This window comes from Trichocoleus sp. FACHB-46 (assembly GCF_014695385.1).
Classification (GTDB): domain Bacteria; phylum Cyanobacteriota; class Cyanobacteriia; order FACHB-46; family FACHB-46; genus Trichocoleus.
This window is the reverse complement of the sequence record NZ_JACJOD010000076.1, coordinates 47,726-71,778: the sequence shown is the minus strand read 5'-3', so window position 1 is coordinate 71,778 and position 24,053 is coordinate 47,726. Positions and strand designations below refer to the sequence as shown.

19 protein-coding genes, 1 pseudogene and 1 riboswitch are annotated in these 24,053 nt (G+C 50.2%); of the genes and pseudogenes, 11 read left to right on the top strand and 9 right to left on the bottom strand.

From position 1 onward, the window contains the following. Positions 1-27 precede the first annotated feature (27 nt). The 4 genes from H6F72_RS27620 to H6F72_RS27605 all read left to right on the top strand — a co-directional run bounded on the left by H6F72_RS27620 (position 28) and on the right by H6F72_RS27605 (position 4,197). Positions 28-570, top strand: coding sequence for a hypothetical protein (locus H6F72_RS27620; protein ID WP_190442927.1), 543 nt, complete (start codon positions 28-30; stop codon positions 568-570). A 377-nt stretch (positions 571-947) separates the two neighbouring features. Beyond that, positions 948-1,652, top strand: coding sequence for a cytochrome b/b6 domain-containing protein (locus tag H6F72_RS27615; RefSeq protein WP_190442925.1), 705 nt, complete (start codon positions 948-950; stop codon positions 1,650-1,652). Between the two features lie 139 nt (positions 1,653-1,791). Further along, positions 1,792-2,607: a phytanoyl-CoA dioxygenase family protein gene (locus H6F72_RS27610; RefSeq protein ID WP_190442924.1), complete on the top strand. Its 816-nt coding sequence runs from the start codon at positions 1,792-1,794 to the stop codon at positions 2,605-2,607. Positions 2,608-3,090: 483 nt separating this feature from the next. Next, entirely contained in the window at positions 3,091-4,197 is a 1,107-nt protein-coding gene (locus tag H6F72_RS27605) for a spore photoproduct lyase family protein (protein ID WP_242017181.1), read from the top strand. A 64-nt stretch (positions 4,198-4,261) separates the two neighbouring features. Here H6F72_RS27605 and H6F72_RS27600 read toward each other — a convergent pair whose 3' ends face one another. Further along, positions 4,262-4,684 carry a hypothetical protein gene (locus H6F72_RS27600; protein ID WP_190442922.1) on the bottom strand — a complete coding sequence of 141 codons (423 nt, stop codon included), beginning with the start codon at positions 4,682-4,684 and terminating at the stop codon, positions 4,262-4,264. 34 nt (positions 4,685-4,718) lie between these two features. Beyond that, a riboswitch (Glutamine riboswitch) is annotated at positions 4,719-4,815 on the bottom strand. 216 nt (positions 4,816-5,031) lie between these two features. Here H6F72_RS27600 and H6F72_RS27595 point away from each other — a divergent pair. The 3 genes from H6F72_RS27595 (at position 5,032) to H6F72_RS29900 (ending at position 10,308) form a co-directional block, all read left to right on the top strand. Beyond that, positions 5,032-6,531 (top strand): MFS transporter, encoded by a 1,500-nt coding sequence (locus H6F72_RS27595; protein WP_199299355.1) that lies wholly within the window; start codon positions 5,032-5,034, stop codon positions 6,529-6,531. 122 nt (positions 6,532-6,653) lie between these two features. Then, positions 6,654-7,853 carry an FAD-dependent oxidoreductase gene (locus H6F72_RS27590; RefSeq protein ID WP_190442921.1) on the top strand — a complete coding sequence of 400 codons (1,200 nt, stop codon included), beginning with the start codon at positions 6,654-6,656 and terminating at the stop codon, positions 7,851-7,853. Between the two features lie 109 nt (positions 7,854-7,962). Next, complete coding sequence (locus tag H6F72_RS29900; protein WP_199299354.1) at positions 7,963-10,308, top strand: ATP-binding protein; 2,346 nt, start codon at positions 7,963-7,965, stop codon at positions 10,306-10,308. Positions 10,309-10,315: 7 nt separating this feature from the next. Here H6F72_RS29900 and H6F72_RS27580 read toward each other — a convergent pair whose 3' ends face one another. Both H6F72_RS27580 and H6F72_RS27575 read right to left on the bottom strand, forming a co-directional pair. Beyond that, the gene (locus H6F72_RS27580; RefSeq protein ID WP_190442920.1) at positions 10,316-11,125 is read right to left on the bottom strand and encodes a TatD family hydrolase; all 810 of its coding nucleotides are present in this window, start codon (positions 11,123-11,125) and stop codon (positions 10,316-10,318) included. A 103-nt stretch (positions 11,126-11,228) separates the two neighbouring features. Then, a complete protein-coding gene (locus H6F72_RS27575) occupies positions 11,229-11,510 on the bottom strand; it encodes an HU family DNA-binding protein (RefSeq protein WP_190442919.1) in 282 nt (93 codons plus the stop codon). A gap of 158 nt (positions 11,511-11,668) precedes the next feature. On the opposite strand from H6F72_RS27575, the gene H6F72_RS27570 reads away from it, so the two are divergent. The 3 genes and pseudogenes from H6F72_RS27570 to H6F72_RS30590 all read left to right on the top strand — a co-directional run. Further along, complete coding sequence (locus H6F72_RS27570) at positions 11,669-12,298, top strand: hypothetical protein (protein WP_190442918.1); 630 nt, start codon at positions 11,669-11,671, stop codon at positions 12,296-12,298. Between the two features lie 373 nt (positions 12,299-12,671). After that, positions 12,672-14,831 (top strand): type I DNA topoisomerase, encoded by a 2,160-nt coding sequence (gene topA, locus H6F72_RS27565; RefSeq protein WP_190443119.1) that lies wholly within the window; start codon positions 12,672-12,674, stop codon positions 14,829-14,831. A 56-nt stretch (positions 14,832-14,887) separates the two neighbouring features. Beyond that, a pseudogene (locus H6F72_RS30590) lies at positions 14,888-15,339 on the top strand (helix-turn-helix domain-containing protein); the annotation flags it as partial. A gap of 240 nt (positions 15,340-15,579) precedes the next feature. Here the strand turns inward: H6F72_RS30590 and H6F72_RS27550 are convergent. From H6F72_RS27550 to H6F72_RS27530, 5 genes are read right to left on the bottom strand one after another with little or no spacing between them, the layout of a single operon-like run. Then, positions 15,580-16,419 carry an ABC transporter ATP-binding protein gene (locus H6F72_RS27550; protein ID WP_242017180.1) on the bottom strand — a complete coding sequence of 280 codons (840 nt, stop codon included), beginning with the start codon at positions 16,417-16,419 and terminating at the stop codon, positions 15,580-15,582. Beyond that, entirely contained in the window at positions 16,412-17,467 is a 1,056-nt protein-coding gene (locus H6F72_RS27545; RefSeq protein WP_199299353.1) for an iron ABC transporter permease, read from the bottom strand. Before H6F72_RS27545 ends, H6F72_RS27550 begins: the two co-directional genes overlap by 8 nt. Before the next feature lie 10 nt (positions 17,468-17,477). Next, entirely contained in the window at positions 17,478-18,533 is a 1,056-nt protein-coding gene (locus tag H6F72_RS27540; protein ID WP_242017179.1) for an iron ABC transporter permease, read from the bottom strand. Position 18,534: 1 nt separating this feature from the next. Then, positions 18,535-18,936 (bottom strand): biopolymer transporter ExbD, encoded by a 402-nt coding sequence (locus H6F72_RS27535; RefSeq protein WP_190442913.1) that lies wholly within the window; start codon positions 18,934-18,936, stop codon positions 18,535-18,537. 6 nt (positions 18,937-18,942) lie between these two features. Continuing rightward, positions 18,943-19,593, bottom strand: a complete 651-nt coding sequence (locus H6F72_RS27530) for a MotA/TolQ/ExbB proton channel family protein (protein WP_190442910.1) — start codon at positions 19,591-19,593, stop codon at positions 18,943-18,945. A 355-nt stretch (positions 19,594-19,948) separates the two neighbouring features. On the opposite strand from H6F72_RS27530, the gene H6F72_RS30585 reads away from it, so the two are divergent. Further along, entirely contained in the window at positions 19,949-21,628 is a 1,680-nt protein-coding gene (locus tag H6F72_RS30585) for a hypothetical protein (RefSeq protein WP_190442907.1), read from the top strand. A 232-nt stretch (positions 21,629-21,860) separates the two neighbouring features. Here H6F72_RS30585 and H6F72_RS27520 read toward each other — a convergent pair whose 3' ends face one another. Continuing rightward, positions 21,861-23,990: an acylase gene (locus H6F72_RS27520; protein ID WP_190442905.1), complete on the bottom strand. Its 2,130-nt coding sequence runs from the start codon at positions 23,988-23,990 to the stop codon at positions 21,861-21,863. Between the last annotated feature and the right edge of the window lie 63 nt (positions 23,991-24,053).

Here is a 24,053-nt window from a genome sequence, read left to right as displayed (position 1 = left end):
CTATAAAATTGGATTGCCTCAAGGTTAATGATGCTTGACTTACTGCAACGGTTTCAAGAGCTACCAGGAGTCTTTTCTGCAACTGTAGATGAGAAATATTCAGGCAACTATACTTGCGAGAGCGATGAGCCCGATTTTTTGATCCCTCTGCCTTGTTTCGATATCCAGCTTGCGTTGCGGCAGTCTGGGGCTGGACCTGCAATCTCCGTGATTGAGCAAGCCAATCAAATTTTGCGAGTCTGGGCAGATGAGCACAATACTCCTTGCGATCGCTCGCTTCAGGAACTAAGCAAGACATTGATTGAGCCAACTGTAATCGGCGAGCAACTGTGGGCTTATCCCAATGCGCAGGCCGTGATGCGAATTCCAGTTGACCTGGGAGAACTCTGCCGATGGGAAATAGTTCAGCCTTTTTATGTCCAAGAGGTTGATGTTGAGGGGTATGAGACGAGTGGCCACGAGCGAGCAGTGACGACCTACGCATTAGCGGCAAAGGTGGTATTGCAGCGCCCTGTGTTGCGGGAACAGGTAGAGTGGTTCAGCAGTGGTTTGGAAGGGAATGCTACCTAGTTTTTCTATCAGGAGACGGAGTATCTTGCGGTCCCGTTCGCTTTGAAAAAGCGAGTTTCATATCGTTCGGGGAACCGAAAATTTCATACAGGGAGCGTTCCTCGACGCTCAAGGCTGCTTCAGCGCCCTTGATCAAGCAGTACTGGGAGGTTGTATTAAGCCCTAACCCATCGAATTGTGGGAAAATGTACCATACTAGGGCGATCGCTTCTGACCACTCTTTATCTTGGAGAGTGCCCGCTCGTCAGCATCTGCCTGTGCTTGCACAAAGCAATTCAGACCGTGCGGATTGCCCACATTGCTGGGCTGGCTTGCGTCTACTCATCCTTGCGGGTCTAGATTAGTGCTACCAGTCGACTCGCTACTCCTGGCTCTCTATGAAATCGACTCAACCTTATCAACCTCTGCTCCTGCGCTTGTTACATGGCCTCACGGGCCTATTTCTCGTGGTTGCAATCCTAACAGCCTTCTGGACTTACAACACCTATGATGGCCGCTGGGGAAGACTTCCGTTACCCTCCTACCGAGAGATTGAAGGGATACATGGCACCTTTGGGTTATATACCTTGTTGGTATTCCCGGCGTTTGTGCTTTACGCCTTTCATCGCGGGCAGCAGCGACTCGTTCAACTCGACTCCTTTGCCAAGTTAGCTCAAATCGGTAAACCCATTGGTTGGTATACCTTAAATCGTTTGAGCAATACCTTTGCCCTCTTGGCTTTAACGTTCGCCCTTTTCAGCGGCAAGATGATGGATGAAACCTGGTTGCCCAAAGGGGAATTAAATCATGCTTGGTACTATGCTCACTTAATCGCCTGGGTAATCATGGTAATGGCGATCGCGCTGCACCTGTTGATGAATGCCAAAGTAGGTGGAGTGCCCCTACTGCGGTCCATGCTCCACTGGAAGTTTCGGGAGCCAGATAGCCCGGAACTGTGGGCTAGCCACCTGTCGCAGTGGTGGTTTGGGGTTCGCCAAGGTGCCTGGTTGCACTGGCTCTCATTTTCCCACCCGCTAGCTGGGCTAGAAATGGCGATCCTGCTCAGCTTGATGGCTGCCTGGGTGATTCCGCTGTTCAAGTAACTATCCTTGCAGCGATCGCAACGGCGGATGAACTAGGTCGCTCTAACTTGGTGCTCATAGCTACAATTTATAACTCTTAATGGCGAAAAAATGAGGGCTGCTTAAGATCGAGAAGTTTTTGTCTGCGATCGAAATCTCTATGACAGCCCTTCATAACCAGGAACACACTAGCCAACAAGACATTCAGGCATTGACTCAAGCCGTTCTCCAGGACGGCTTTTGCATCCTGCGGCAGCACTTTTCTCCAGATACGTTGAGAAGCTGGCATCAAGCCTTTACTCCCTTGCTGGAAGAACACATTGCCCGCGAAGGAGATTTGCAAAATCGAGGGGCTGCTCGCTACTATGTCACCCTCCCGTTTCAAGCTCCTTTTGCTGACCCCAGCATTTACGAAGATGACACGATCTTGGCGATCGCGGCAGGGCTAGTGGGGGAAGATGTGGTGATGTGTCAGTTGGCAACCGATACCCCCATGCTCGGGTCAGACTATCAAGCCATTCATCGAGATGCACCCCCCTTGTTTCCAGAGATGGCTCAGGAAACTCCTCCCTTTCAACTAGCCATCAACTTTCCTCTCGTCGATGTCACCCTGGAAAATGGACCATTTGAAGTGGCACGGGGAACTCATCTGCTTACTAAGGAAGAAGGGCTTCGCTGCTTAGAATCGGGAGAAGTCGAGCTAGAACCCATTACTTTGAACTTGGGGGATGTGATGATCCGAGATGTGCGAGGATTACACCGAGGCACTCCCAACCGCACCGATATACCCCGTCCTATGGTGGTGATTGGTTATAGCCGCTGTTGGCTGTTCCGACCTGAGGTTTCAATTCAAGTACCTCGCGCAGCTTTAGAAACGCTTTCGGATCGCGCTCGTCATCTGTTACGGTTCAATCCGGTGGTCGAAACCTTAGAAGCCAAGCCTACTGCGGAGGTTTACCAAGCTTACGCTTACTAGCCTCTGACTGCGTTCGCAGTTTGACTGTAGTTCTTCAAAATCAGGACGGTGGAGCCTAAGCAAACTGCTGAGATACGATACCCGTAAGGGACTTTTTCTGATTCACCATGTCCTCTCAAATCAATGGCGATCGCATTGAGCAATAGGTCTATTAAATACAATCTCCCTACGCGATCGAATTCTTGACCGTTTTCATCGGGCTGAGCCTGCTTGGACTTGTAAAGTGGAAAGGAGATTTAGGCTTGGGTTTGGCGCAAGAAATTGCTAGAGCGCATAAACGAAGCTTGATTCTCGGTCCCATGACACCTAGACAAACTACCTTTATCCTGGCTTTAGGAATGAAGCGCTAAAAGCATTGTTGTGTCTGGTTTGCCGCAGCGTACAAACCCTACTGCAAACAGGTTGAAATCCGCTCCTTATTTACGTTTCCGCCTTGTGGGAATCCAATCATAATAGAGAGAGTTCCAGTGTGGAGAACCGATTTTGTCTTTACCTACAACGGTTGCTAGCTCTACTTCTGCTCCTACAAGTTCATCAGGCTTGGGCAATGTTAAGACCCGCTTATGGATGCCAGATCGGGTTCTATTCACACCAGCAGCTTTAGAGGAGCCGTGGGGCCAGCGAATTCTGGAGCGGGTGCGATCGCTCACCTTGCCTGTCGAGGAACTACCACGTAATCGCTTAACTAATCTGCGCGGAGAGACAGAGCGCGAAACCTATGACATTGCCAAGCGGACTTTGGCTGTAGTGACAGCACCGCCGAGCCAATTTAAGCTCAGCCCCATTCCCCCTTCGGCAGATTGGCAGTTTCACTTAGCCGAGGGCTGTCCTGCTCACTGTCAGTACTGCTACTTGGCGGGTAGCCTCCAGGGGCCGCCGGTAATTCGGGCTTACGCTAACTTGCCCCAGATTCTAGACAATCTGGCTGCTTACGAACGTGCAGGTCAGGCGACCAGCTTTGAGGTTAGTTGCTATACCGATCCGCTAGGAATTGAGCACCTCACAGGCAGTTTGGCTGAGTGTATCCGCTACTTTGGCACTCGCGCAGATGGCTATCTACGCTGGGTCTCCAAGTTCGATGCTGTGGAGAGCTTGGTAGATTTACCTCACAATGGGCACACCCGCTGTCGAGCCAGTGTGAATGCAGCACCTGTTTCGGGTCGCTTTGAGGGGGGTACGGTTTCAGTACAGGCTCGGTTGGGTGCCTTGCGACGATTGGCCTTGCCACGGGGGCAGGGTGGCGGTGGTTATCCGATTGGTTTGGTAATCGCTCCGATTATGCCGATCGAGGATTGGCAGCAGCATTACACCCAACTACTCGATGACATCAGTGCAGCTCTAGATTTTGACTGTGACTTGACGTTTGAGCTGATCTCTCACCGCTTCACTCCTGGCTCTAAAGAGGTGTTGCAGCAGTGGTATCCCCAAAGCAAGCTAGATCTAGACGAATCCACTCGCAGTGTCAAGCGCAATAAATTTGGTGGCATCAAGTACGTCTACGACTCAGATACAATGAAGGCTCTCCGCCAGTTTTTCGAGCGGGAGCTTACTCAGCGCTTTCCCAAAGCTCAAATCCTTTATTGGACCTAACTAATTCTCCTCTCTATCCGTCCAGCCTGGGTTAGGTCTGGGCGGATTTTGAGTGTGGGTAGAATTAGCGGTAGAAGCGTTCCTCTAACCAAACTCGCACTTCATCCTCAGATTGCAGGTAGGTCTTCTGGCCTGTTCGGGGATTAATAACCGACCACCCATAAGACCCGTCGCGATCGCTGATTTCTTGTATCTCTGGCTCTTCAGAAGTGATCCGTGAATTAGTTAAAACTTGTCTAATGTTGAGCCAGAGCAAACGGCAAATATTAAAGGGGTTAGTAGGCTGTCCCTGAGGAGCAGCCAATGACCAGCATCGATCCAAGTGCTCTGTTTGTTGCTGCTCGGAGAATGCTTTAATCCCAGCGTCTATCAGCGATCGCCAAATGCGATCCAGGCGATCGCTAAAGGGTAAATGTTGGGGTTGCTGTTGGGATCTCGGATTAGCAATTAATTCCAAATCTCGATAATTTTGCCACTGACTTTTCATAGCAACGCTCCATCCAATTGGCCTAACAAAATGAAGCGCGTTCCTTCGGGCTAAACCCTACTTCCGTCTCCTACTTAAATCTCACTTAGATTTCAGTCGAGCACACCTCAAAACAGGTGGAGATGAACGATTTTATTTCTGTATTAATTATGACAAAATTCTTTGCTTGCTACTAACCATGTTTTAGTCTCCTAACATTGATGGCTACCCATCGCCTGAGCCACCATAGAAATCTACAGTCAGCCTGGATTTATCTTTCGGCCCATCATCCTGGGAACACTGGGGATTGCAAGCGTTGAATGCTTCCCCTGACCGATCTAGGCCGACAGCTCTAAGGATGAAACTGGGTGACGAATTATTTAACTGAGGAAACCATCTTTTCTCTAGGCGAAGTGATTTCAGAATCGATCGCCGCTGTAGAAACTTCTTTGTCTCAGCCTTTGGCAGCAGAAGTTGCTGCGAAAGTTCCTAAAGCTGCGATTCGTTCTAGCCTCCGGGCTTCTACCTGGGATGGGGTGTTTGCCACGCTCTTCAGCAACATCACTGGAGGTGTGTTACTCAGTAATTTTCTTGTAGAGCTAGATGCCAGCACGGTGCAAATTGGCATGCTGGCCTCGATCCCGATGGTGGCAAACTTGCTGCAACCCTTAGGTGCCTATTGGGCCGATCGCACCTCTAGCCGTCGGTGGTATGGCCTCTGTGTCTACGGAATTTCTCGTTTGCTGTGGTTGCCGCTGGCGATCGCGATTCTGGTTTTTAATGCCAACTCTACCAGCAACCAGACGATGATCATTGCCACGCTGGCTGCGTTGCTAGCGACTCACGTGTTAGGTGCGCTTGGCAGTGCCTCTTGGCTAGCTTGGTTAGCGGTATTGGTGCCTCGACAGCTACGGGGGCGCTACTTTGGCTTTCGTAACAGTGCCTTTAGCCTGACGAGCTTGGTGGCCATGCCGTTGTTGGGTCTGGCGGTCTCGCACTTTCCGGGGGGCAGCATTCAAGGCTTTGGTGTGTTCATGCTGGTGGGTATTGTGGCGGGGCTGATCAGCTTAGCTTGTCAGTCGCGGATGACCGATGTCAACCCACAAGCTCGCTTGACTGCTCCAGAACCTAAATCAAAGCCTACTGCTGATGCCACTGCTGCCTTCTCTGGCTCGGAAGCGGTTCATACCAGCATGTTTAAGCATCCTCATTTCTTGATGTTTTTGCTCTACTTTGGGGTGTGGGCCTTTGGGGTAAATCTCTGCAATCCTTTCTTTAACCTGTATTTGCTGGATAACCTATCCATAGACGTGAGCTGGGTAACGCTCTACAACGGGCTGGGTGCAGGAGCAACGTTACTAATGCTGGTGCTTTGGGGGAAGTTGGCCGATCGCATTGGGAATCGTCCGATTCTTTTGCTAGATGGAGTGTTAGTTGCCATTATTCCTCTGCTTTGGTTAGGTACTAGCACCAATGCAGTGTCACTCTGGTTTTGGTTTCCCTTGCTACACCTGCTGGGAGGTGGGGCAGGAGCCGCGATCGACCTCTGCATTAATAATTTGCAGTTAGCGATCGCCCCAGTACGTCATCACACCACCTACTTTGCCATCACTGCCGCGATCGGTGGAGTCTGTGGCGCAATGGGAGCAATGGTTGGCGGTTGGCTAGCCCAATCCGCAGGCTCCAATGGCATTACAGAATTGTTTGTGGTTTCTAGTGGACTGCGATTGGTGGCGTTATTGCCGTTGTTCTGGCTGCAAGAACCGCAAAGCCACCCCCTCGGACACGTTTGGCAACAGCTGAAGCAACAAGCCGATTATTGGTTTCTAGGCATCAAGCCAATCGAGCTACCCATTGGCTGTAAATAAGCTGTAAATAAATTCTATGAATCTGACTCCCCTTTCCTTGAGGAAAGAGGCTGGGGGTTAGGTTTCAGGGCTGTGCTGCATGAGAAGATGAGGCTACAAAGTTCCATCAACGCTTCTCAGTCATGACTCAAGTGGTAATTGTAGGGGCGGGGCCAGCGGGGGCAGCACTTGCTCTCCTTTTAGGGCAACGGGGTATCTCAGTCCAGCTCGTGGAAGCTTCTCCCACCTTTCGCCGCACTTTTCGGGGTGAGGGGCTGATGCCGAGCGGGTTGGATGCCCTAGAGCAAATGGGCTTATCCGCTCTGCTCGATCGCATTCCTCACCGCGCTTTGGATGCCTGGGAATTTTGGCTCAACCAGCGATCTCTGTTTCGAGTTGCAGAACCGATCGAACCGGGTGGTAAACCTTGCACCCTAGTTTCGCAAACGGCTTTGCTAGAGGCGCTCATTGAGCAAGCAAGGGCTTATTCTGGCTTTGAGCTGGTACAGGGAACTCCGGTGCAAGACTTGTTGTGGCATGAGCAACGAGTGGCAGGGATCAAGCTTAGCGATGGTCGGGAGCTAAGTGCAGACTTGGTGATTGGCACGGATGGTCGCAATTCTGTTGTTCGTCAGCGATCACGCTTAGCCTTGGAACAACAGTCTCAAAGTTTTGATATTCTTTGGTTCAAGCTGCCCGATCATCCTCGATTTAAGTCCGAAAATGTTTTTTACTCGATTTTGCAAGATCGTGATGCTTTAGGTTTATTTCGTAGTTCTGAAGGCGAGCTTCAGGTGGGCTGGGCTTTGCGTCCATCTGAAGCAAAAGATTGGCAGCAGGTAAATTGGGCTGAGCGACTAGCCGCCACTTCTCCAGATTGGCTGGCTGAGCATTTTCGCCAAAACGCCGCTACCTTAGAAGGCCCGATTCTACTGTTGGTGGTCGCGGGACGCTGCCCTCGATGGTCTGTTCCAGGGCTATTGCTCCTGGGGGATGCAGCTCATCCTATGTCTCCGATTCGCGCCCAAGGCATCAACATGGCTTTGCGTGATGTCCTAGTGACTGCAAATCATCTGGTGCCGTTACTACAGCAAGGGGCATTACCCGCAGCTATTGACGCAGCGTTGCCAAGAATTCAGGCGGATCGCGAACCAGAAATTATCCGAGTGCAGCAACTTCAGCGCCAAGAAGCGGCCCAAGCCGATCTCCTAGAACATAGTGCATTTCTGCGTTGGGGAGCTAGCCAGTTTGCACCTTTTCTCGGCCCCTTGGTGCGATACTCTTGGGTCAAACGCCAGCATCAGTTACGCCAAGGCGTAGCGCCAATCCAACTGTTGGTTTAGTTGCTTAGATTACTTAGTTTGTTAAATGAAATGGCTGAAGTTATCTCACTGCAAATATTAGTACTCTGCAAATGGGCAGGCTAATGTATGAAAGTAGTGACTTTAACCTATGCCGCAGAGTATCCGAGTCAAGCATCCGAGCGCGAATTTCTTCGGAGGATATAACCGGATTATCCTGGCTACCTTTTCGTTAGTCACTGTCGTCTCATGCGGGCTATTTTACTTACAATTTCGTTCTCGTTATCAGAATGAAGTTGCACAGTTGCAAACCAAGTTTTTAGAAGAAGCATCAAGCCTCAACTATATGGTTAAAGGGGCCTCTGACCATATTAGTGCCCTGAACACCGAGGCAGAATTCCATCTAGCAACTCATGCTCTAGGTGAGCCATCTTCCAAACTCTTTTCTCAACTAGAAAATTTGCCCGGTAAAGACCACTACGCTCTGGATCGTATCCAGCTTCCTTTTACCGAGGAGATGGTAGCAGGCTTGAGCGGCAAAGGCTCGCTAGAGCAGATGTCACCAGAGGTCAAGCGAGATGTGGAGATGGCGATCGCGCTCAATGCTCTTTTTCAATCATCCAAAAAAAATATACCCAATCTGGCTTGGGTGTATTACCTGTCGAAAAATAAGTTTCAGAGTCTTTATCCTTGGGTGTCCAGCAAAAATCATTTGTTTGTGGAGAGTGATTACAACCAAGATTTTTACAAGCTAGGATTACCCGAAAATAATCCCCAACGTCAGCGTTTTTGGACCCGTGCTTATACAGATACAGCGGGTAAAGGTTTGATGGTGACAGTTGCCGAGCCTATCTACGACAAAGATACTTTTCTCGGAACCGTCGCTTTAGATTTCACCTTAGATGTCCTGAACGATTTTATTAAAAACGCGGAAACTCAGCGCGATCGCCAAGCAAATTTATTTGTAATTAACCAATACGATCAGTTGTTGGCTCACCCCTATTTAGTCAGCTCTACAGATAAGGACGTGAAACCAGCTCAAGTGGCATTGCCACCCAAGCTCCAAAGCCAATTAAAGCAAATCTTACAAGCTCCAGCAGACCAAGTTAATGCTGTTGATTCCTACTTAGTTTTGCATCATCCCTTAACCAACGCTCCCTGGCAGTTAGTTCTCTGGATACCTCAGCAAGCGATCGTCTTGAAGGCTTTGTCTGGGACGAGTTGGCTATTTCTAGTGCTTCTCCCTGGACTAGGTTTAATTCTCGTAGCTGCAAGTCATCTGACACGCCGAGATTTCATTGAGCCTGCTCGCAAATTGGTAGAACATATTGAAACTGCCAGCCAAGGATCTGGTCAAGCATCTATCTCTAAAAAATTAGATATCCCTAGAAGTTGGCAACCTTGGTTTGAGAGAATTTCTCGGATTTTTGATGAAAACCGCAGCTTGTTGCAAACCCTAGAAGCCTATACCCAAGAACTAGAGGCCAAAAATGCCGCCCTCCAAACCACAGAAAACTTGCTAGCTGAAAATAATCGCAATCTAGAACAGCAAGTGGAGGAACGAACTAATCAGCTGCAACAGGTGATTGCAACATTGCGTCAGCAAACTCAAGATTTGGAAAGTGCTTTGCAAGAACTGCAACAAACTCAGTCACGGTTGATTCAAAGCGAGAAGATGTCGAGTCTTGGACAACTGGTGGCAGGTGTGGCGCATGAGATCAACAATCCCGTCAATTTTATCTATGGCAATCTGGCTCCTGCTCATGATTACACTCAGGAGCTACTGAACCTGATTAGTTTGTATCAAGAGCACTATCCTCAGCCAGTTGCTGCGATCGCGGTTGAGGCAGAGGCAATGGATCTAGAGTTTCTCAGGGCAGATTTACCCAAGTTGATGTCTTCTATGCAGATGGGGGCCGAGCGGATTCGACAGATTGTGCTTTCGCTCCGCAACTTCTCTCGCCTGGATGAAGCCGAATTTAAAGCGGTTGACATCCACCAAGGAATTGATAGTACCTTGATTATTTTGGAGAATCGCCTCAAAGCTAAGCCAGAACACCCCGCGATCGCTGTGACTAAAGAATATGGCAACTTGCCGTTGGTGGAGTGCTACGCAGGGCAGCTCAACCAAGTGTTTATGAATGTACTAACGAATGCGATCGATGCTTTGGAGCAAAACAATCGAGCCAGCGGACAAGAGTTGGTAGCGTCACCGAGGCATATCCACATCAGCACCCACCTCAACCGCAACAATCGAGTGTTGATCAAGATCTCTGACAATGGTCCAGGTATGCCACCAGAAGTAAAGCAGCGAATCTTTGATCCCTTCTTCACAACCAAACCAGTGGGCAAGGGAACGGGCATGGGCATGTCTATTAGCTACCAAATTATCACAGAGAATCACGGTGGCTCGCTGGATTGTATCTCCATTCCGGGACAAGGCACCCAATTTGTCATTGAGATTCCTTTACATCAGCAAAGTCACGCCCTAGGGTAAGAAACGGCTAACCGGAATTATTTTTGTCAGGTGGTAGCTGGAAAAATTGGTAAGCGGTTGCCGTAGTAGCTTGAGCGACTTCCTCAACGGGTTTGGCGATCGCGCTGGCTACAGTCTGCAAAACCTGGGGTAGAAAGGCAGGCTCATTCCGTCCCCCCTTGGGCTTAGGGCGCAGCGTTCTAGGGGTTAAGTAAGGTGCATCTGTTTCTAGCATCAATCGATCTAAGGGAATTTGGGCTACTAACTCTTGCAGATGTAAACCCCGCCGCTCATCACAGAGCCAGCCAGTGATACCAATGTGTAAATCCCAGTCTAGATAAGCTTTTAGTTCTTCCGCGTTGCCCGTGAAACAATGCACTACAGCTGCGGTTAATTGGCTACGGTACGGCTGGAGAATTTCCAAGAAGCGTTGATGGGCATCTCGTTCATGGAGAAAGAGGGGTAACTTTAGTTCGCAAGCGAGTTGAAGTTGGGCCTCAAACCAGTATTCCTGCTCGGGACGAGGTGAATAATCACGGTTATAGTCCAGCCCGCATTCACCGATCGCAACCACTTCCGGATGAATGCTTAGCTCTCGTAAGTGGCTAGCGGTGGCTGCATCACAGTGGCGCACATCATGAGGATGCACCCCTGCGGTTGAGTACAAAGTGCCTGGATAGTGCCTGGCTAAAACTTGAGCTGCCTGGCTGGTATCTACAGTAGTGCCTGTGAGGATCATAGTGCCAACTCCTGCGGCGATCGCTCGTTCAATGACGAGTGGGCGATCGTGATCGAAGGCAGCGTTGGTCAGATTAACCCCAATGTCCACTAATGACATCACCACTTCCATGCTTCCTTTAACTAGCTGTTAGAGCAGGAGTACTGGGACGAAAAAGCCTCCTGCAATGAGGAGGCAAGTGACTAATCTTTGAGAAAACCGCTTAAGCGGTTGGAGAAACCTTGTCTTTGAAGACTTTGCCAGCACTGAAGGCTGGAACTTTAGTCGCTGGAATCTTCATCGTTTCGCCAGTCTTAGGATTGCGGCCTTCCCGTGCTTGGCGTTCTCTGGGTTCAAAAGTACCAAATCCAATCAGGGTGACCTTTTCACCTGAAGCGACCGTTTCCTGAATGGTGTCAAACACAGCACTCAAGATGGCGTCAGCTTGTTTTTTGGTCACGTTGGCTTTTGCAGCGACTGCATCTACCAATTCTCCCTTGTTCATTTAAAAACCTCACAACACTTGGTGTGATTATAGTTCAGGTTCTTACCAGTGATCACAAGTTCTCACTAAGTCTAAAGACTTATCCTCTTGAGGCTTCCTGAAAATATCAGAGCTTTGTATGATGCTCTTGAACTCTAATTGCTAAGACAGCACTTCCTATGGCTAATTCTTCAACTTCTCCTACCGCTATCCTCACCAATCTCCTGGAAGCAGATGCTACTCTCGCAACTCAAGAAGCAGAAATCACAATACAACTAGAGGCCTTGCGGGAGAAGCGTCAGAGCCTCAAAACAGTGATTGATCTATTTTCTACCACAACGGCTCCTGCGACATCTACTCAAGCAGCCACTGCTCTCTCTGCATCAAAGCCACCTGCTACAGCTGCGCCTAAACCTACAGCTACTCCTGAGGCCACGGCTGCATCTACTGCGGCTCCCGAACCCGCTACGGCTCCCGAACCGACTGCCACCAGAGGCCGTCAAGCGACCAAGGCCACCAAGAAACCCCGGCAATCTAGAAATTGGCAGGATTACTTGCAAGACCCATTTCGTCAGACTTCGTTGCCTGTAGCTATTACTACGGTTTTCCAGCAGCAACCTAAGCAGCTCTTAAGCGTTCCTGATCTGATCAACGCCATCTTCACGGCTGAGATTCCTCAAGATGTGCGGAACAAGGCTCGCGATCGCATGTTAAATATCCTCTCTACTGGAGCGAAGGATGGACAATGGTTTCGAGGCAAAAAAGGTCAATATAGTTTGACTAAGGCCGCTGCTGAGGGTAGCCGTTAGTCTACTGTCAGCCTGTATCAGCCTGATGACTTCTAAATAAGTTAATCTTGCGAAGCGCTGAGCTTGTGAGCAGATGTTGCTGTTGTGGCAGATGCTCCTCGGCATCTTCTCTACTGCTAGGGTCTTGTCTTAAGGGGATGACTCTAGTGATGCAATGCTCTGATTTTGACTCAAGCTCTGCCTGCTTAGCGAAATTGCAACTGGTTTAAGGATTTAAGGCTGGTAACGATAGGGGGATTTTATGCGTTGTTTGAGTTGTATCTTATGTATGTTGAAAATGCATGTTGAAAAGAACTTGGTGCAGCTCCTAGATACCAGATAGTACAATTGTACATGGAGTTATTGCTCCTGGGTGAGCGAAAGGGAATCTGTCTTGGCAACCAAGCTGCTAATCGTTGAAAGTCCTGGTAAAGTCAAAAAGCTGAGTCAAATTCTGGGATCAGATTGGCTAGTCAAGGCCAGCATGGGGCATATTCGCGAACTCGCCCATGATGGTGAAGATGCTTTGGGCTTTGATCTAGACCATAACTCCGTGAAGTGCCGCTTTATGGCGCGAGGCACTAGAGGCAAAGAAACCATTCAACAACTGCGATCGGCGGTGAAGCAAGTTAAAACTGTGGTGCTAGCAACCGACTACGATCGCGAGGGAGAAACGATCGCCTGGCACATTCAGCAAGCGCTCAATCTCAAACAGCCTCAACGAGTGGTTTACACAGAAATCACCCCGAATGCCGTGCGAGCCGCGATCGCCCAACCCCGCTCGATCGATCTCAATCTAGTGAACTCTGGTTTGTGCCGTACGGTTCTAGATAAGCTGGTTGGGTTCAAAGGCTCTCCTTTGCTTTGGCAATTGCACAACGGCGCTAAAAGTATGGGTCGTGTTCAAAGTGCGACATTGCATATCGTTTGCGATCGCGAGCGGCAAATTCAAGCCTTTGTGTCCCAAGACTATTGGAGCGTGTTTGTCGATTATGCCGAAGGTTTGCGAGCTTATTACCGCAGCCAACCGACAGAAGCCAAGGCTGAGACGGCCCAACCTGATGATGCGGCCCAAAAAGCAGAAGGACAAATTCCGGAATCCGATCGCGTGACCTCTCAAGCGGCTGCCGATCGCTTAGTCGAAATTGCTCAACAAAATCCGCATCACGTCGTTTCTGTGGAAGGTAAGACGGCAACTCGCACTCCACCCCCCCCATTTATCACTTCAACGCTGCAACAAGCGGCAGGGTCTCGCTTGCGGTTCAGTCCTGAGAAGACCATGCAGGTGGCCCAATCTCTCTACGAAGCGGGACTGATTACCTACATGCGAACCGATAGCATTGCCCTCAGCCCTGAGTTTTGTACCCAAGCAAGACAGTGGTTAGAGGCCCATGACCCAGACAACGTGCCGAAAAAAGTGACCCAGCACCGCAAAGCGAAAGGCGCACAGGAAGCTCATGAAGCGATTCGACCGACAGATGTTTATCGTCCTTCTAAAGAATTGCGGGTCGAATTGGCTGCCGATGCCTTCGACTTATATGTGCTGATTTGGAAACGGGCGATCGCTTCGCAATGCCAGGCGGCTCGACTACGGCAAACGCAAATTGTTACTCAATCAGGTTCCATATTTTGGCAAGCGAAAGGGCAGGTGATCGAGTTTTTGGGTTACAGCAAGTATTGGCCTAACCTGAGTGCAGATGCCGAGCTACCCACGCTAGCTCCTCAGCAAGCCCTGACGCTGCAACAGGCAGCACATGAGCAGAAGCAAACTCAACCCCCACCGCGCTACAGCGAACCCAAGCTAGTACAAGTGATGGAGCGCAGAGGCATTGGTCGTCCCAGCACCTACGCTCCTACCATCCAGACACTGAAGCAACGGCTGTATGTGGAGGTCGTCAAAGGGCATTTGCAACCTACCAGTTTAGGGTTAGAAGTGGATAGCTTTTTGCAAGATGCCTTACCCGATCTGCTAGAAGCTAAATTTACAGCCCAGATGGAGCAGGCTCTAGACCAAATTGCTGACGGGAAACAGGATTGGCAAACCTACCTCACCACCTGGAATCGGGAGTACTTCACGCCTGCACTGACAAAAGCGAGACAAGTGATCCCAGCACATCTGACGACGAATCCTGCCCCGCACCCCGAAAAAGCATTGAACTTGTCGCGGACTCGTTGCCCGCAATGCCAAAATTACTTGGCTAAAATTCCTAGCAGCAAAGTCAAGAAAAAGTACTTCCTCAAGTGCGTCAGTGGTTGTGAAGACGTAGTGCTATTTTGGAGCGATCGCAGTCGTAAGTGGGAGCGTCCCCGCAACCAAACCCAGGCGTCAGCCTCACTGCCATCTCAGCTCACAGAATATCCTTGCCCGATTTGCCAAAAGCCTTTAGAAACCTATACCTACGAAAAAGCAGGTCAAGCCAAGCAATTGCTGCGTTGCTCCGATGCTCAGGCTAGGGGTAATAGTCAACATAAAGAAGCGGTCTACTTCCATACAGCCCAAGGCTGGTGGAGTCCTAAGTTCGGGGAGTTGCAGCCTAGTAGTTCACCACAATGATTTTGACAGGTAGAGAGAAGTCAGGGAAACTGTTGAAAATCAGGAATCCCCTCCTCATGTCAGAAAAGTATACTGTCATCCTCACCCCTGAAGAACGTCAGCAACTGTTTCAATTCACTCATCAAAACAAGCTTGGTGCGAGAAGATTGAAGCGGGCTCAAATTCTGCTCCTCGCAGACGAAGGACATCGGGATGAACCGTCGATTCGCCGACACATAGCATTTCGGCGAATCGACGGTTCATCGGACTCGGCAGAAATTTGTTACGGGTGGTGTTGAGTTTGCCTTGAGTGAGTTGCCGCGACCGGGGGGAAACGTAAACTCGATGGCAAAGCAGAAGCCTTTTTAGTTGCCACGACCTGTAGTGCCCCTCCGGCAGGGCGAGGTGAGTGGACCATGCAACTGTTGGCAGATCGATTGGTCGAAGTGAACCTGGTTGAGCAAATTTCGGATGAGACGGTGCGTCGCACTCTGAAAAAAATGGCCTCAAGCCTTGGCTGAAGGAGAAACAGCGTATGAGCCCAAAAAGCACGAAACGCGGCATATTGGGTAGAGTTAGAAACGATGGTGATCGCTACAATATTGAGAAGTAAATGTTCTTTACTGCGATTGCTGCGTAGGTCTCTTAGCTCAGCGAAGTGAGTTAGTAGGCTGGGGGAAGATTAATCCGGCACGAGGAGCTGAACTTATCACGACTCTTTCGCAGCCTAAACCAGGATTTAGATGCGTTTGCCCTGGGATTTCGTTGGTTAGAGCTGCTGTCCTACATAGTCTCGTTTCATAGGCATTTTTTGGCTAATCGGGATGCACATAGGGGTGCCTGCGACGGGATCGCGGACAATGCTGCTCTTTAGCCCAAACACCTCTTCTACCATTGCTTCAGTCATGATTTCTGGCGGCACACCCTGAGCATAGATATTTCCTTGCCGCATCACCACTAAATAATCTGCATAGCGACAAGCTTGGTTTAAATCATGCAGCACCATGACGATCGTGCGGCCTTGGGTTTGGTTCAGTTCATACAGCAAATCTAGAACTTCGATTTGATGCGCTAGATCTAGAAATGTAGTGGGTTCATCCAGTAATAGAATGTCTGTGTTTTGAGCTAAAGCCATTGCAATCCAGGCCCGCTGGCGCTGTCCTCCCGACAGGCTATCTAGAGGGCGATCGCTCAGCTCGGTCATCCCTGTAATTACTAGCGCCTGCTCGGTCAACTGTTCATCTTCTTTTGACCATTGTTGCAACCAGCTTTGGTGAGGATAGCGCCCTTGTGCGACTAATTCGCGCACCGTTAAACCTTCGGGAGCTGATGGGTTTTGGGGCAGCATGCCCAAGCGCTTGGCGACTTCTTTGGTGGAGAGCTTAGCGATCGCGGCGCTATCGAGATACACCACACCACTCTGAGGCTTGATTAATCGGGCGAGTCCCTTGAGCAACGTAGATTTGCCACAGCCGTTAGGACCAACCAAAGCAGTGATTTGATGGGCTGGAATGTCTACATGCAAATCTCGAATAATGGTTGCGCGATCGTATGCCAGGGTGAGTTTGCGAGCGGTGAGTGCTGATTCCATTGAGGTGCTGTTATGCATTCCGGTTTCGATAGAGCAGGTAGAAAAAATAGGGCGCACCCACTACAGCAGTAATCACCCCACAGGGCAGTTCGATGGGGGCAAAGAGCGATCGGCCCAAAAAGTCAGCGAGAGCTACCATCAATCCACCCACTAAAGCTGCGGTTGGTAGCAGTCCTTCATGGGCAGGACCGACTAACTGACGCGCTAAGTGGGGTGACATTAGACCCACAAACCCGATTGTACCTGCTGTCGCTACACTTGCTCCCGATAGAGCCACACAAGTGATCAGCAATAAGCCCCGCTGCCGCTCGATCGGAACGCCTAAACCACGGGCAACCTCATCTCCTAAATGGAGCGTATTTAAATCACGAGCACAAAGCAAAGAGAGTGGAATAAACACACCCAACCAAGGAAGTAACGCTTGCACATGCTCCCAAGTTCGGCCATAGACGCTGCCAGCTAACCACACCAAGGCTTGACTGACATCCTCAATATTACCAAAGGTAATCAACAAACTACTTAGAGCCGAGGCAATCGCCGCTACACCCACGCCAACCAAAATTAAGCGAATGGGTGCTGCACCTCGATCCCAAGCCAAACCATAAACTAGCAACGCTGCGACCAAAGCACCTGCAAAGGCAGCAATGGGTAAAGCGAAGGCGGGAAGTGAGGGAAATAGTACAATCAGAGCTACTGCTGCTAAGCCTGCCCCAGCTTGTACACCCACAATTTCTGGAGATGCCAAGGGATTACGAGTGAGTCCTTGTAGGATGGTTCCGGCGATCGCTAACCCAGTGCCTACCAAAAACGCTACGATGACGCGGGGCAAGCGTAAGGTGTTGATCACAAAACCATCATCAGGATTGGTAGTTGGCAATCCTAAAATACTTTTAATAACATCTAGGGGAGCAATGGGATATTCGCCATAGCTGACGCTCCAGACCATGACCAGCAACGTCGCAACTGTAAGCCCCAAGAGCACCAGTGGCACTCGGCGGTTGATCTTAAAAGAGAGCGGCCAAGCGGAGGAACGAATGACTAGCCAAGGCAGTTCTATTGGTTTCATTGCATTCCTTTTACCGTTTGACTTGCGATCGCGCCAAGTAGATAAAAAATGGAGCCCCGACCAAAGCGGTCATAATGCCAACGGGTAGCTCCTGGGGTTTGATGACTAAGCGGGCCGCGAGATCAGCAAGAGACAGTAAAATCGCCCCCCACACAGCTGCATGAGGCAGCAACCAACGATAATCGACTCCTACCCAAAAGCGCACCATGTGAGGCACTACCAAACCGATGAAGCCAATCGGGCCTGCTAATGCTACAGCGCTACCTGCAAGCAGCACCACCACCATTGCCGCGATCGCCTTGATCCAGCCAGTTTGCAGCCCTAGTCCTTTCGCGACATCTTCCCCCAATGTCAGAGCTGTTATCTGTTTGCCCATACCAAAGGCCAAGATGAAGCCAACCAGGAGGTAAGGGAGAATCTGTAAGAGGACGTTGAGATCGCGTCCGGCGACTGAACCTGCCAGCCAAAACCGTACTTCATCTAAAGTGCGCTGGCTGAGAATTAAAGTTCCGGTGGTGAGCGAAAATAACAGATAGCTCAACACAGATCCCGCCAAAATTAGTTTGAGGGGGGTGCTGCCACTGCGTCCGACAGAACCTAAGAGATAGACACTAATCGCCGCGATCGCTCCTCCAGCAAAAGCCACCCAAGCCTGCACCTGCACGGAGACAGTTCCCAAGAAAAACGTCGATAGCACCACAGCTAAAGCCGCCCCAGCACTAATGCCCAAAATGCCAGGATCGGCTAGAGGGTTGCGAGTTAAGCCTTGCATGAGAGCGCCTGCCACAGCCAACGCAGCTCCGACCAGCAGCGCCACCAAGGCTCTCGGCAATCGTACGTTCGTGATAATTAAGTGATTGGTGGAACCATCAAAAGCCGTTAAGGCTTGCCACACAGTGCTGGGATTAACATCGGCTGCGCCCCAGGTAATGCTGGCGATGAAACAGCCAATTAACAGAACAATTCCCACAACCAGACCGACAAGCTGGAACTTATGGGGTCGATGCTTGCCCCTAGCCGAGGACCTGCCATCCTCTCCCCATATCCTCATCTCCTTGTTCACCATGTTAAGGACGACGAGTTGCAATTCCTAGCTTCACACCTTGAACGGTTCTTAACTGATCCATGACAGTAATCACCTGACCATGTGGAACCCTTTCATCAGCATTAACCACCACTAACGCTTCTGAGTTGTTCGCCATCGCCGCTTTCACTTTTGCTGGTAGCTCTTGAACCGTAATCGGTTGGCGATTTAGAAATACATTTCCTTTCTCATCCACCGTGACTGCCATCTTGCTTTGCTGCTGTGATTGAGCGGTCTGTGCCTTGGGTAGGTTCACAGGTAGACCCTCAGAGCGAGTCAAAAACAAAGATGACATGATGAAGAATGTCAAAATTGCAAAGATGACATCAATCATCGGGACAATATTAATTTGGGGAATGTCATCCGCCTCTTCAGGAATGTTCATAACCGCCTACTGCAATACTTTTGAGACTGAGCTAAAACCTTCATAACGACCCAAATGCAGAACCTCAAGTTGGCTGCAATATTCTTGAATGGCTGCAATTTGCCGCTTATAAAAGCCTCGAAAAATACTGGCAAAGAAGAGAGTGAACAGCGCTACGATTAAGCCCGCCGCCGTTGAGACTAGCGCTTCGCTGATCCCTGATGTTACTTGCACAGCAGTTTCACTACCAGCACTTCCCAAATTGAGCGAGGCAAATGAGCGAATCAGACCTAGAACGGTTCCCAACAACCCCAACAAAGGAGCAATTGCAATCACCATGTCAAAGAGTGAGTTAAACCGTCTGAGCGTTGGTAGCTCTGCTTGGGTGGCTCCTTCCATCGTCAGACGAAAGGCATGAGGCGGAAAATGATCGACTTCCACAGCTTCTAGAAAAATGCGAGCGATCGGTAGGTCAGCGTTTTGTTTGAGCTTAAGCAATGCAGCATCACCGTCATGTTGGTAAATGCGTAGTACATCACGAATCACCCGCTTTTGCCGCCGCTTCACTCGGTACCAAAAAACCAAACGTTCGATGATCAGGGCAGTCGCCACAATCGAGAACCCCACCAAGGGGATCATGACGATGCCACCAGCAATAAATAATTCAACAATTAGCATTTCTAGCTCACGCGGAAATAGAGCTGACCTCTTCAGCCAGCGAAGTTATTTGAGAGGACGATGACAGAAGAGACCTACTATTGACATCTCTTCTCAAAAGAGATTAGGTCTTGTGGTAGTTAATGTCAAGCATTCGCATTTACTAAGAAGTGATAATTTTAGAACTAATAAAATCCCTGAACTCCTTGTATCTCAATATTTCAGCATTCAGAAATCCCTGGGAGCCTGGCGATCGCAGATTTAAGCCTAATATCCAGTTAATCCCCTTTAATGGATTGACAGCACAGCAGTTGAATTTTAGGATGGGCAAGTCAGCTAGAAATATTTGCAATAAGCTTTCTCATCAATACAGCAAATGACATTCTCAGACACCGTCCTGCAAAAACGCGAACAGCAAGAGAAGACCCTCAAGCGATTTATTACCTACAGCCTTGTGGGATCATTTGCCTTGCACGGAGTGGGGCTGTGCCTGAAGGTCAATGATATCTGGAAGATGGAGCAAGCTAAGGCAGAACAAGAAGAAGTTCTTGTGGTCACAACGGACATTTCGGAAGAAGAGTTGTCCGAGTTGGTCCCTGAACCACTTGAATCTGCATCCGGTGGTGATGGAGAAGCGAGTGGCGGTGGTGGTGGCGGTGGTGGTGAAGAGGCGGGTGGAGCCACACTGATGGCAGCTGCTCCAGTTCCTTTCGCTCCTGCTTCAGCCCCTCCTACGGAAGTAGCCCCTTCTGTGCAACCGGAGCCTGTTGCAGAGGAGGAACCTACCCCTGACCCCACTCCCGAACCTACTCCTGTACCAGTTGCTGAGGACGTAGAAGCGCCAACTCCCGAAACACCCATTGCGGAAGAGACCCCTGAAGAACCCGCTGTCACACAGCCAACCCCAGCACCGCTGAGCGAGCCGAAAGCAGAAGTGGCTCAGCCCACTCCAGCACCTAATTTGAATAACTTGCTGAGCGAACTAAGGCGGGCTCGTGAGCAGGCTAGCCAAACAGCGGCAAATCGTACGAATGCCAGCTCAACTTTAGGAACGACCACAGGTGGAATGCCCGGAGCTGCTTCTGGGCAAGACAGTGGTACGACCACAGCGACTGGATCAGGTAGACCTGGTTTTGGGATTGGTCCTGGCTTTGGTCCTGGAGCAGGTTCCGGATTTGGCCCTGGCTCTGGTACAGGCTCTGGCTCTGGTACAGGTTCTGGGATTGGTCTTGGAACAGGCTCTGGTACGGGTCCTGGCTCTGGTACAGGTAGAGGAACGGGAACAGAACCCAGCGGTAGTAAAGCGGGTTCCACCGAGAAGCCTTCAGAGCGAGGTAACCGATCGCGGGAGATTACATGTCGCGGCTGTGACAAGGATACGTTCGTACGTCCCAAGGAAGCTAAAGGAGCTAAAGGTGACCCTGAGCTAGAGTTTAGCTTCGGCGAGGGAGGCAAGCCACAGGTTACCCTCTCCAAATCCAGTGGTAATAGTGTGTTGGATGAAGCTGCATTAAAGCAAGCTCGTGAGCAATTAGAGAAAGAGAGTGCCTGGAAAGGAGCCAAAGCTGGTGATAGTGTCCGGCTTATAGTTGAATTCACTGATAAGGATTCAGCACGCGATCGCAGGCAAGAAGAACGCCGTAGTATTACTGTCTCTGAGCCCGTTTCCGAACCTACTGCGTCTGAGATTCCTGAAGTTCCCACCACATCTGCTTCAGAGCAACCCGATAGCTCAGAACCAACGAGAACAGACGTTCCACCGACAACTCCTGAACCGATTCCCTCTGCGACACCTACAGAGCCAACCGATAGCTCAGATACTCCTGAGGAGCCAGTAGAACCCGCTTCTGCCCCTGAACCTGAGCCCATCCCTGAGTCTATTGCTGAACCAGAACCGATTCCTGAACCAGAACCTATCCCTGAGCCAGAACCGATTCCCGAACCAGAACCTGTCTTTGAGCCCGAACCCATTCCCGAAGCAGAGCCCATTCCCGAAGCGGAACCGATTCCTGAGGCAGAACCTGCTCCTGAGCCAGAGCCTATCCCTGAAGGATAACAGCTAAGCGATCGCTGCTTCTAACCTGGTCAATTGACCCATGTCTAGTAGCTTTATGAGATGGTTGCTAGACATGGGTTAATGCTGTAGCAAACGCTGCGGAGGATGAAGAACCGCAAGACGTTTATAGCTTTTGATTTCATCCATATTAGTAATGCCGCCTAGTTGCTCAAGCTGAGTGTTTAGGCGGCATATTATTTCTATTCAGATGACTTGGGTGAATGTTATGGTTTCAGTCTTTGCCAAAGTTGACAGTTCGAGATTTCAGATGAGCTAGGATATCCCGACGCGATCGCCAGACGGGGCGAAGTTTTTTCTGGGACATCAAGGTGAGCTGATCGCTGCCTTGCAGCATATCGGGCTGGGTGGCATTGCCGTAGCTGGTTAGAGCCTGCGCCCGAACTGGATTAGAGAATTCGATCACGGCAACGAAGCTATCTCCATCGATGGCTTGAAACTGGCCTTCCTCGGCAGGGGTATAGTTGACAGTGCGGAAGATGCCCAACCCACCAGGGCCTCCATTAGCAGGCAGATTATTAGCCTCGGACTTGAGCCGAAAAACGTCTCCCCAAGCAATATCTAGCGCTCCATAGTTCTTGAGAAGTTCAGTGGCAGCAGTTTTGAGAGCAGTGATCGCCGCTTCAGGATCAGCTAAGCCATCTGGGGTCGTAAGAGGAGATTTCTCATCCCAAGGGATGGCAAATAATTTGGAGCGATCCATTAAATCATTCCAGGCTTTGAAGAGAACAGCACCGCGACTCTTGGCTTCGGCTTGGCGATCCCACTTTTGCAAAACTGCGATCGCTTGTTTGATGAGGGGATCAGTGGAGGATTTGGCAGCAGTCGTGAGATCATCCAGAATCCGATCGGCTAGTTCCATGCGGGTGGAGTGCTTGTAGCGAATCAATTCCTCAAAGGAGATCTTCGGGTCTTCCATCAACATTCGCAGCGATCGCTGGGCGCGGAAGTAAAGGACATCACGAGGGGCGATATAAGCGGGAAAATCATCAGGATTTAGGGCTGCGGGTAAGGTGGTTGTCCAGGGTGCATCATTGGCATTTTGCAACCAACCGGTTTTGGGGTCAACAACACGAGGGAGATCTTCGTAAGCATGGATACGAGTCCACAGCGTCTTTGAGGTATTACCAGGAATTACGCCTGACCAATCTGCAAAAGTACCTTCTTGGCGAACCGGAACTTGACCATTGAAAAAGTTGAGAATATGTCCGTCGCGATCGGCATACAGAACCGTAAACATGGGAAGCTGCATACGCTTGAGAGCTGTTTCAAACTCGCTTAAGTTGGTGGCGCAGGCCATTTTCCACCATTGCTCTAAACCTCTAGCTCTATCTAAACCTGATACTCGAAGGGCGATCGCTTGTCCCTTGGGTTCTGCGACCACGGGGCCATGCACCGAGCGTTGAATAGTTAGGGTTTGCTCTTGCCAAGAACCATCTTTTTGCTTGACTTTGAGGGTTTGAGTCTCCGTATCGAAGGGACGCACTTGCCCATCAAACTCATAGCCGCCATCTCGCGAAGTTAATGCGTAAGCGTCCCAGCCGTCATAGGTGTTGACGGTGTGAGTCCAGCCCATCGCGTCATTAAAGGCGATCGCTAGCACTGGAACGCCCACCAGAGTTGCACCATAAGCATCGATACCAAGAGCCGTTATTTGAGCTTCGTACCAAAGAAACAAATCTGCCCAAGGGAGATGGGGGTTCGCCAGCAACATCGCTTTACCACTGGCCGAGTGAGAGGGTGCGATCGCCCAACCATTTGATCCGCCTACGGGTTCTCCGGGATCTGCTTTGGCGAGTGTCGCTTGCAGTTCTTCTGGATTGACGACAAATGTGAAGTGCAGTACTCGCTGAGTATGTGCCAGCACATCTACAGGTGAGATAGGAAGTACAGCTTTCAGATCGTCCTCGATCTGGTCAGGATGAGCTTTGGCATAGGCGTTGATCCCAGCAGCAAAGGTATCCAGATATTGGCGAAACTTGGGCGTTTGGGCTTTGTACCAAGCTTGCGATCGCTCTGGGATGCCCATTTTACGCACCCATTGATCCGATTCCGCATAGTCTTCGCCCCAGTATTCCGCTGCCCGCCCGCGAGCCTGACCATAGAGCCGCAATAGGAGATTGGCGTGGCTCTGCATCTGTGCCCAGCCAAAAGCGCGAAACAGATCGGGTGTGCGGTTGCTAGAGATATGTGGCACTCCATAGGTATCCCACAAAATCTCGGTGCTGGCAGCTTGACCCAACGGGCCAGAGGTGATGATGATTAATATCAATACAATGGCTAGCAGCAATGAGTACAGCCGAATAAGTTGCCGCTGAGACAGGCGAGAAAGGAAATATTTCATAAGCTAAATATGAACTGTAAATATATAAGTTCTTTGGAGCAACTTAAAGCTCTTGCCAACTCC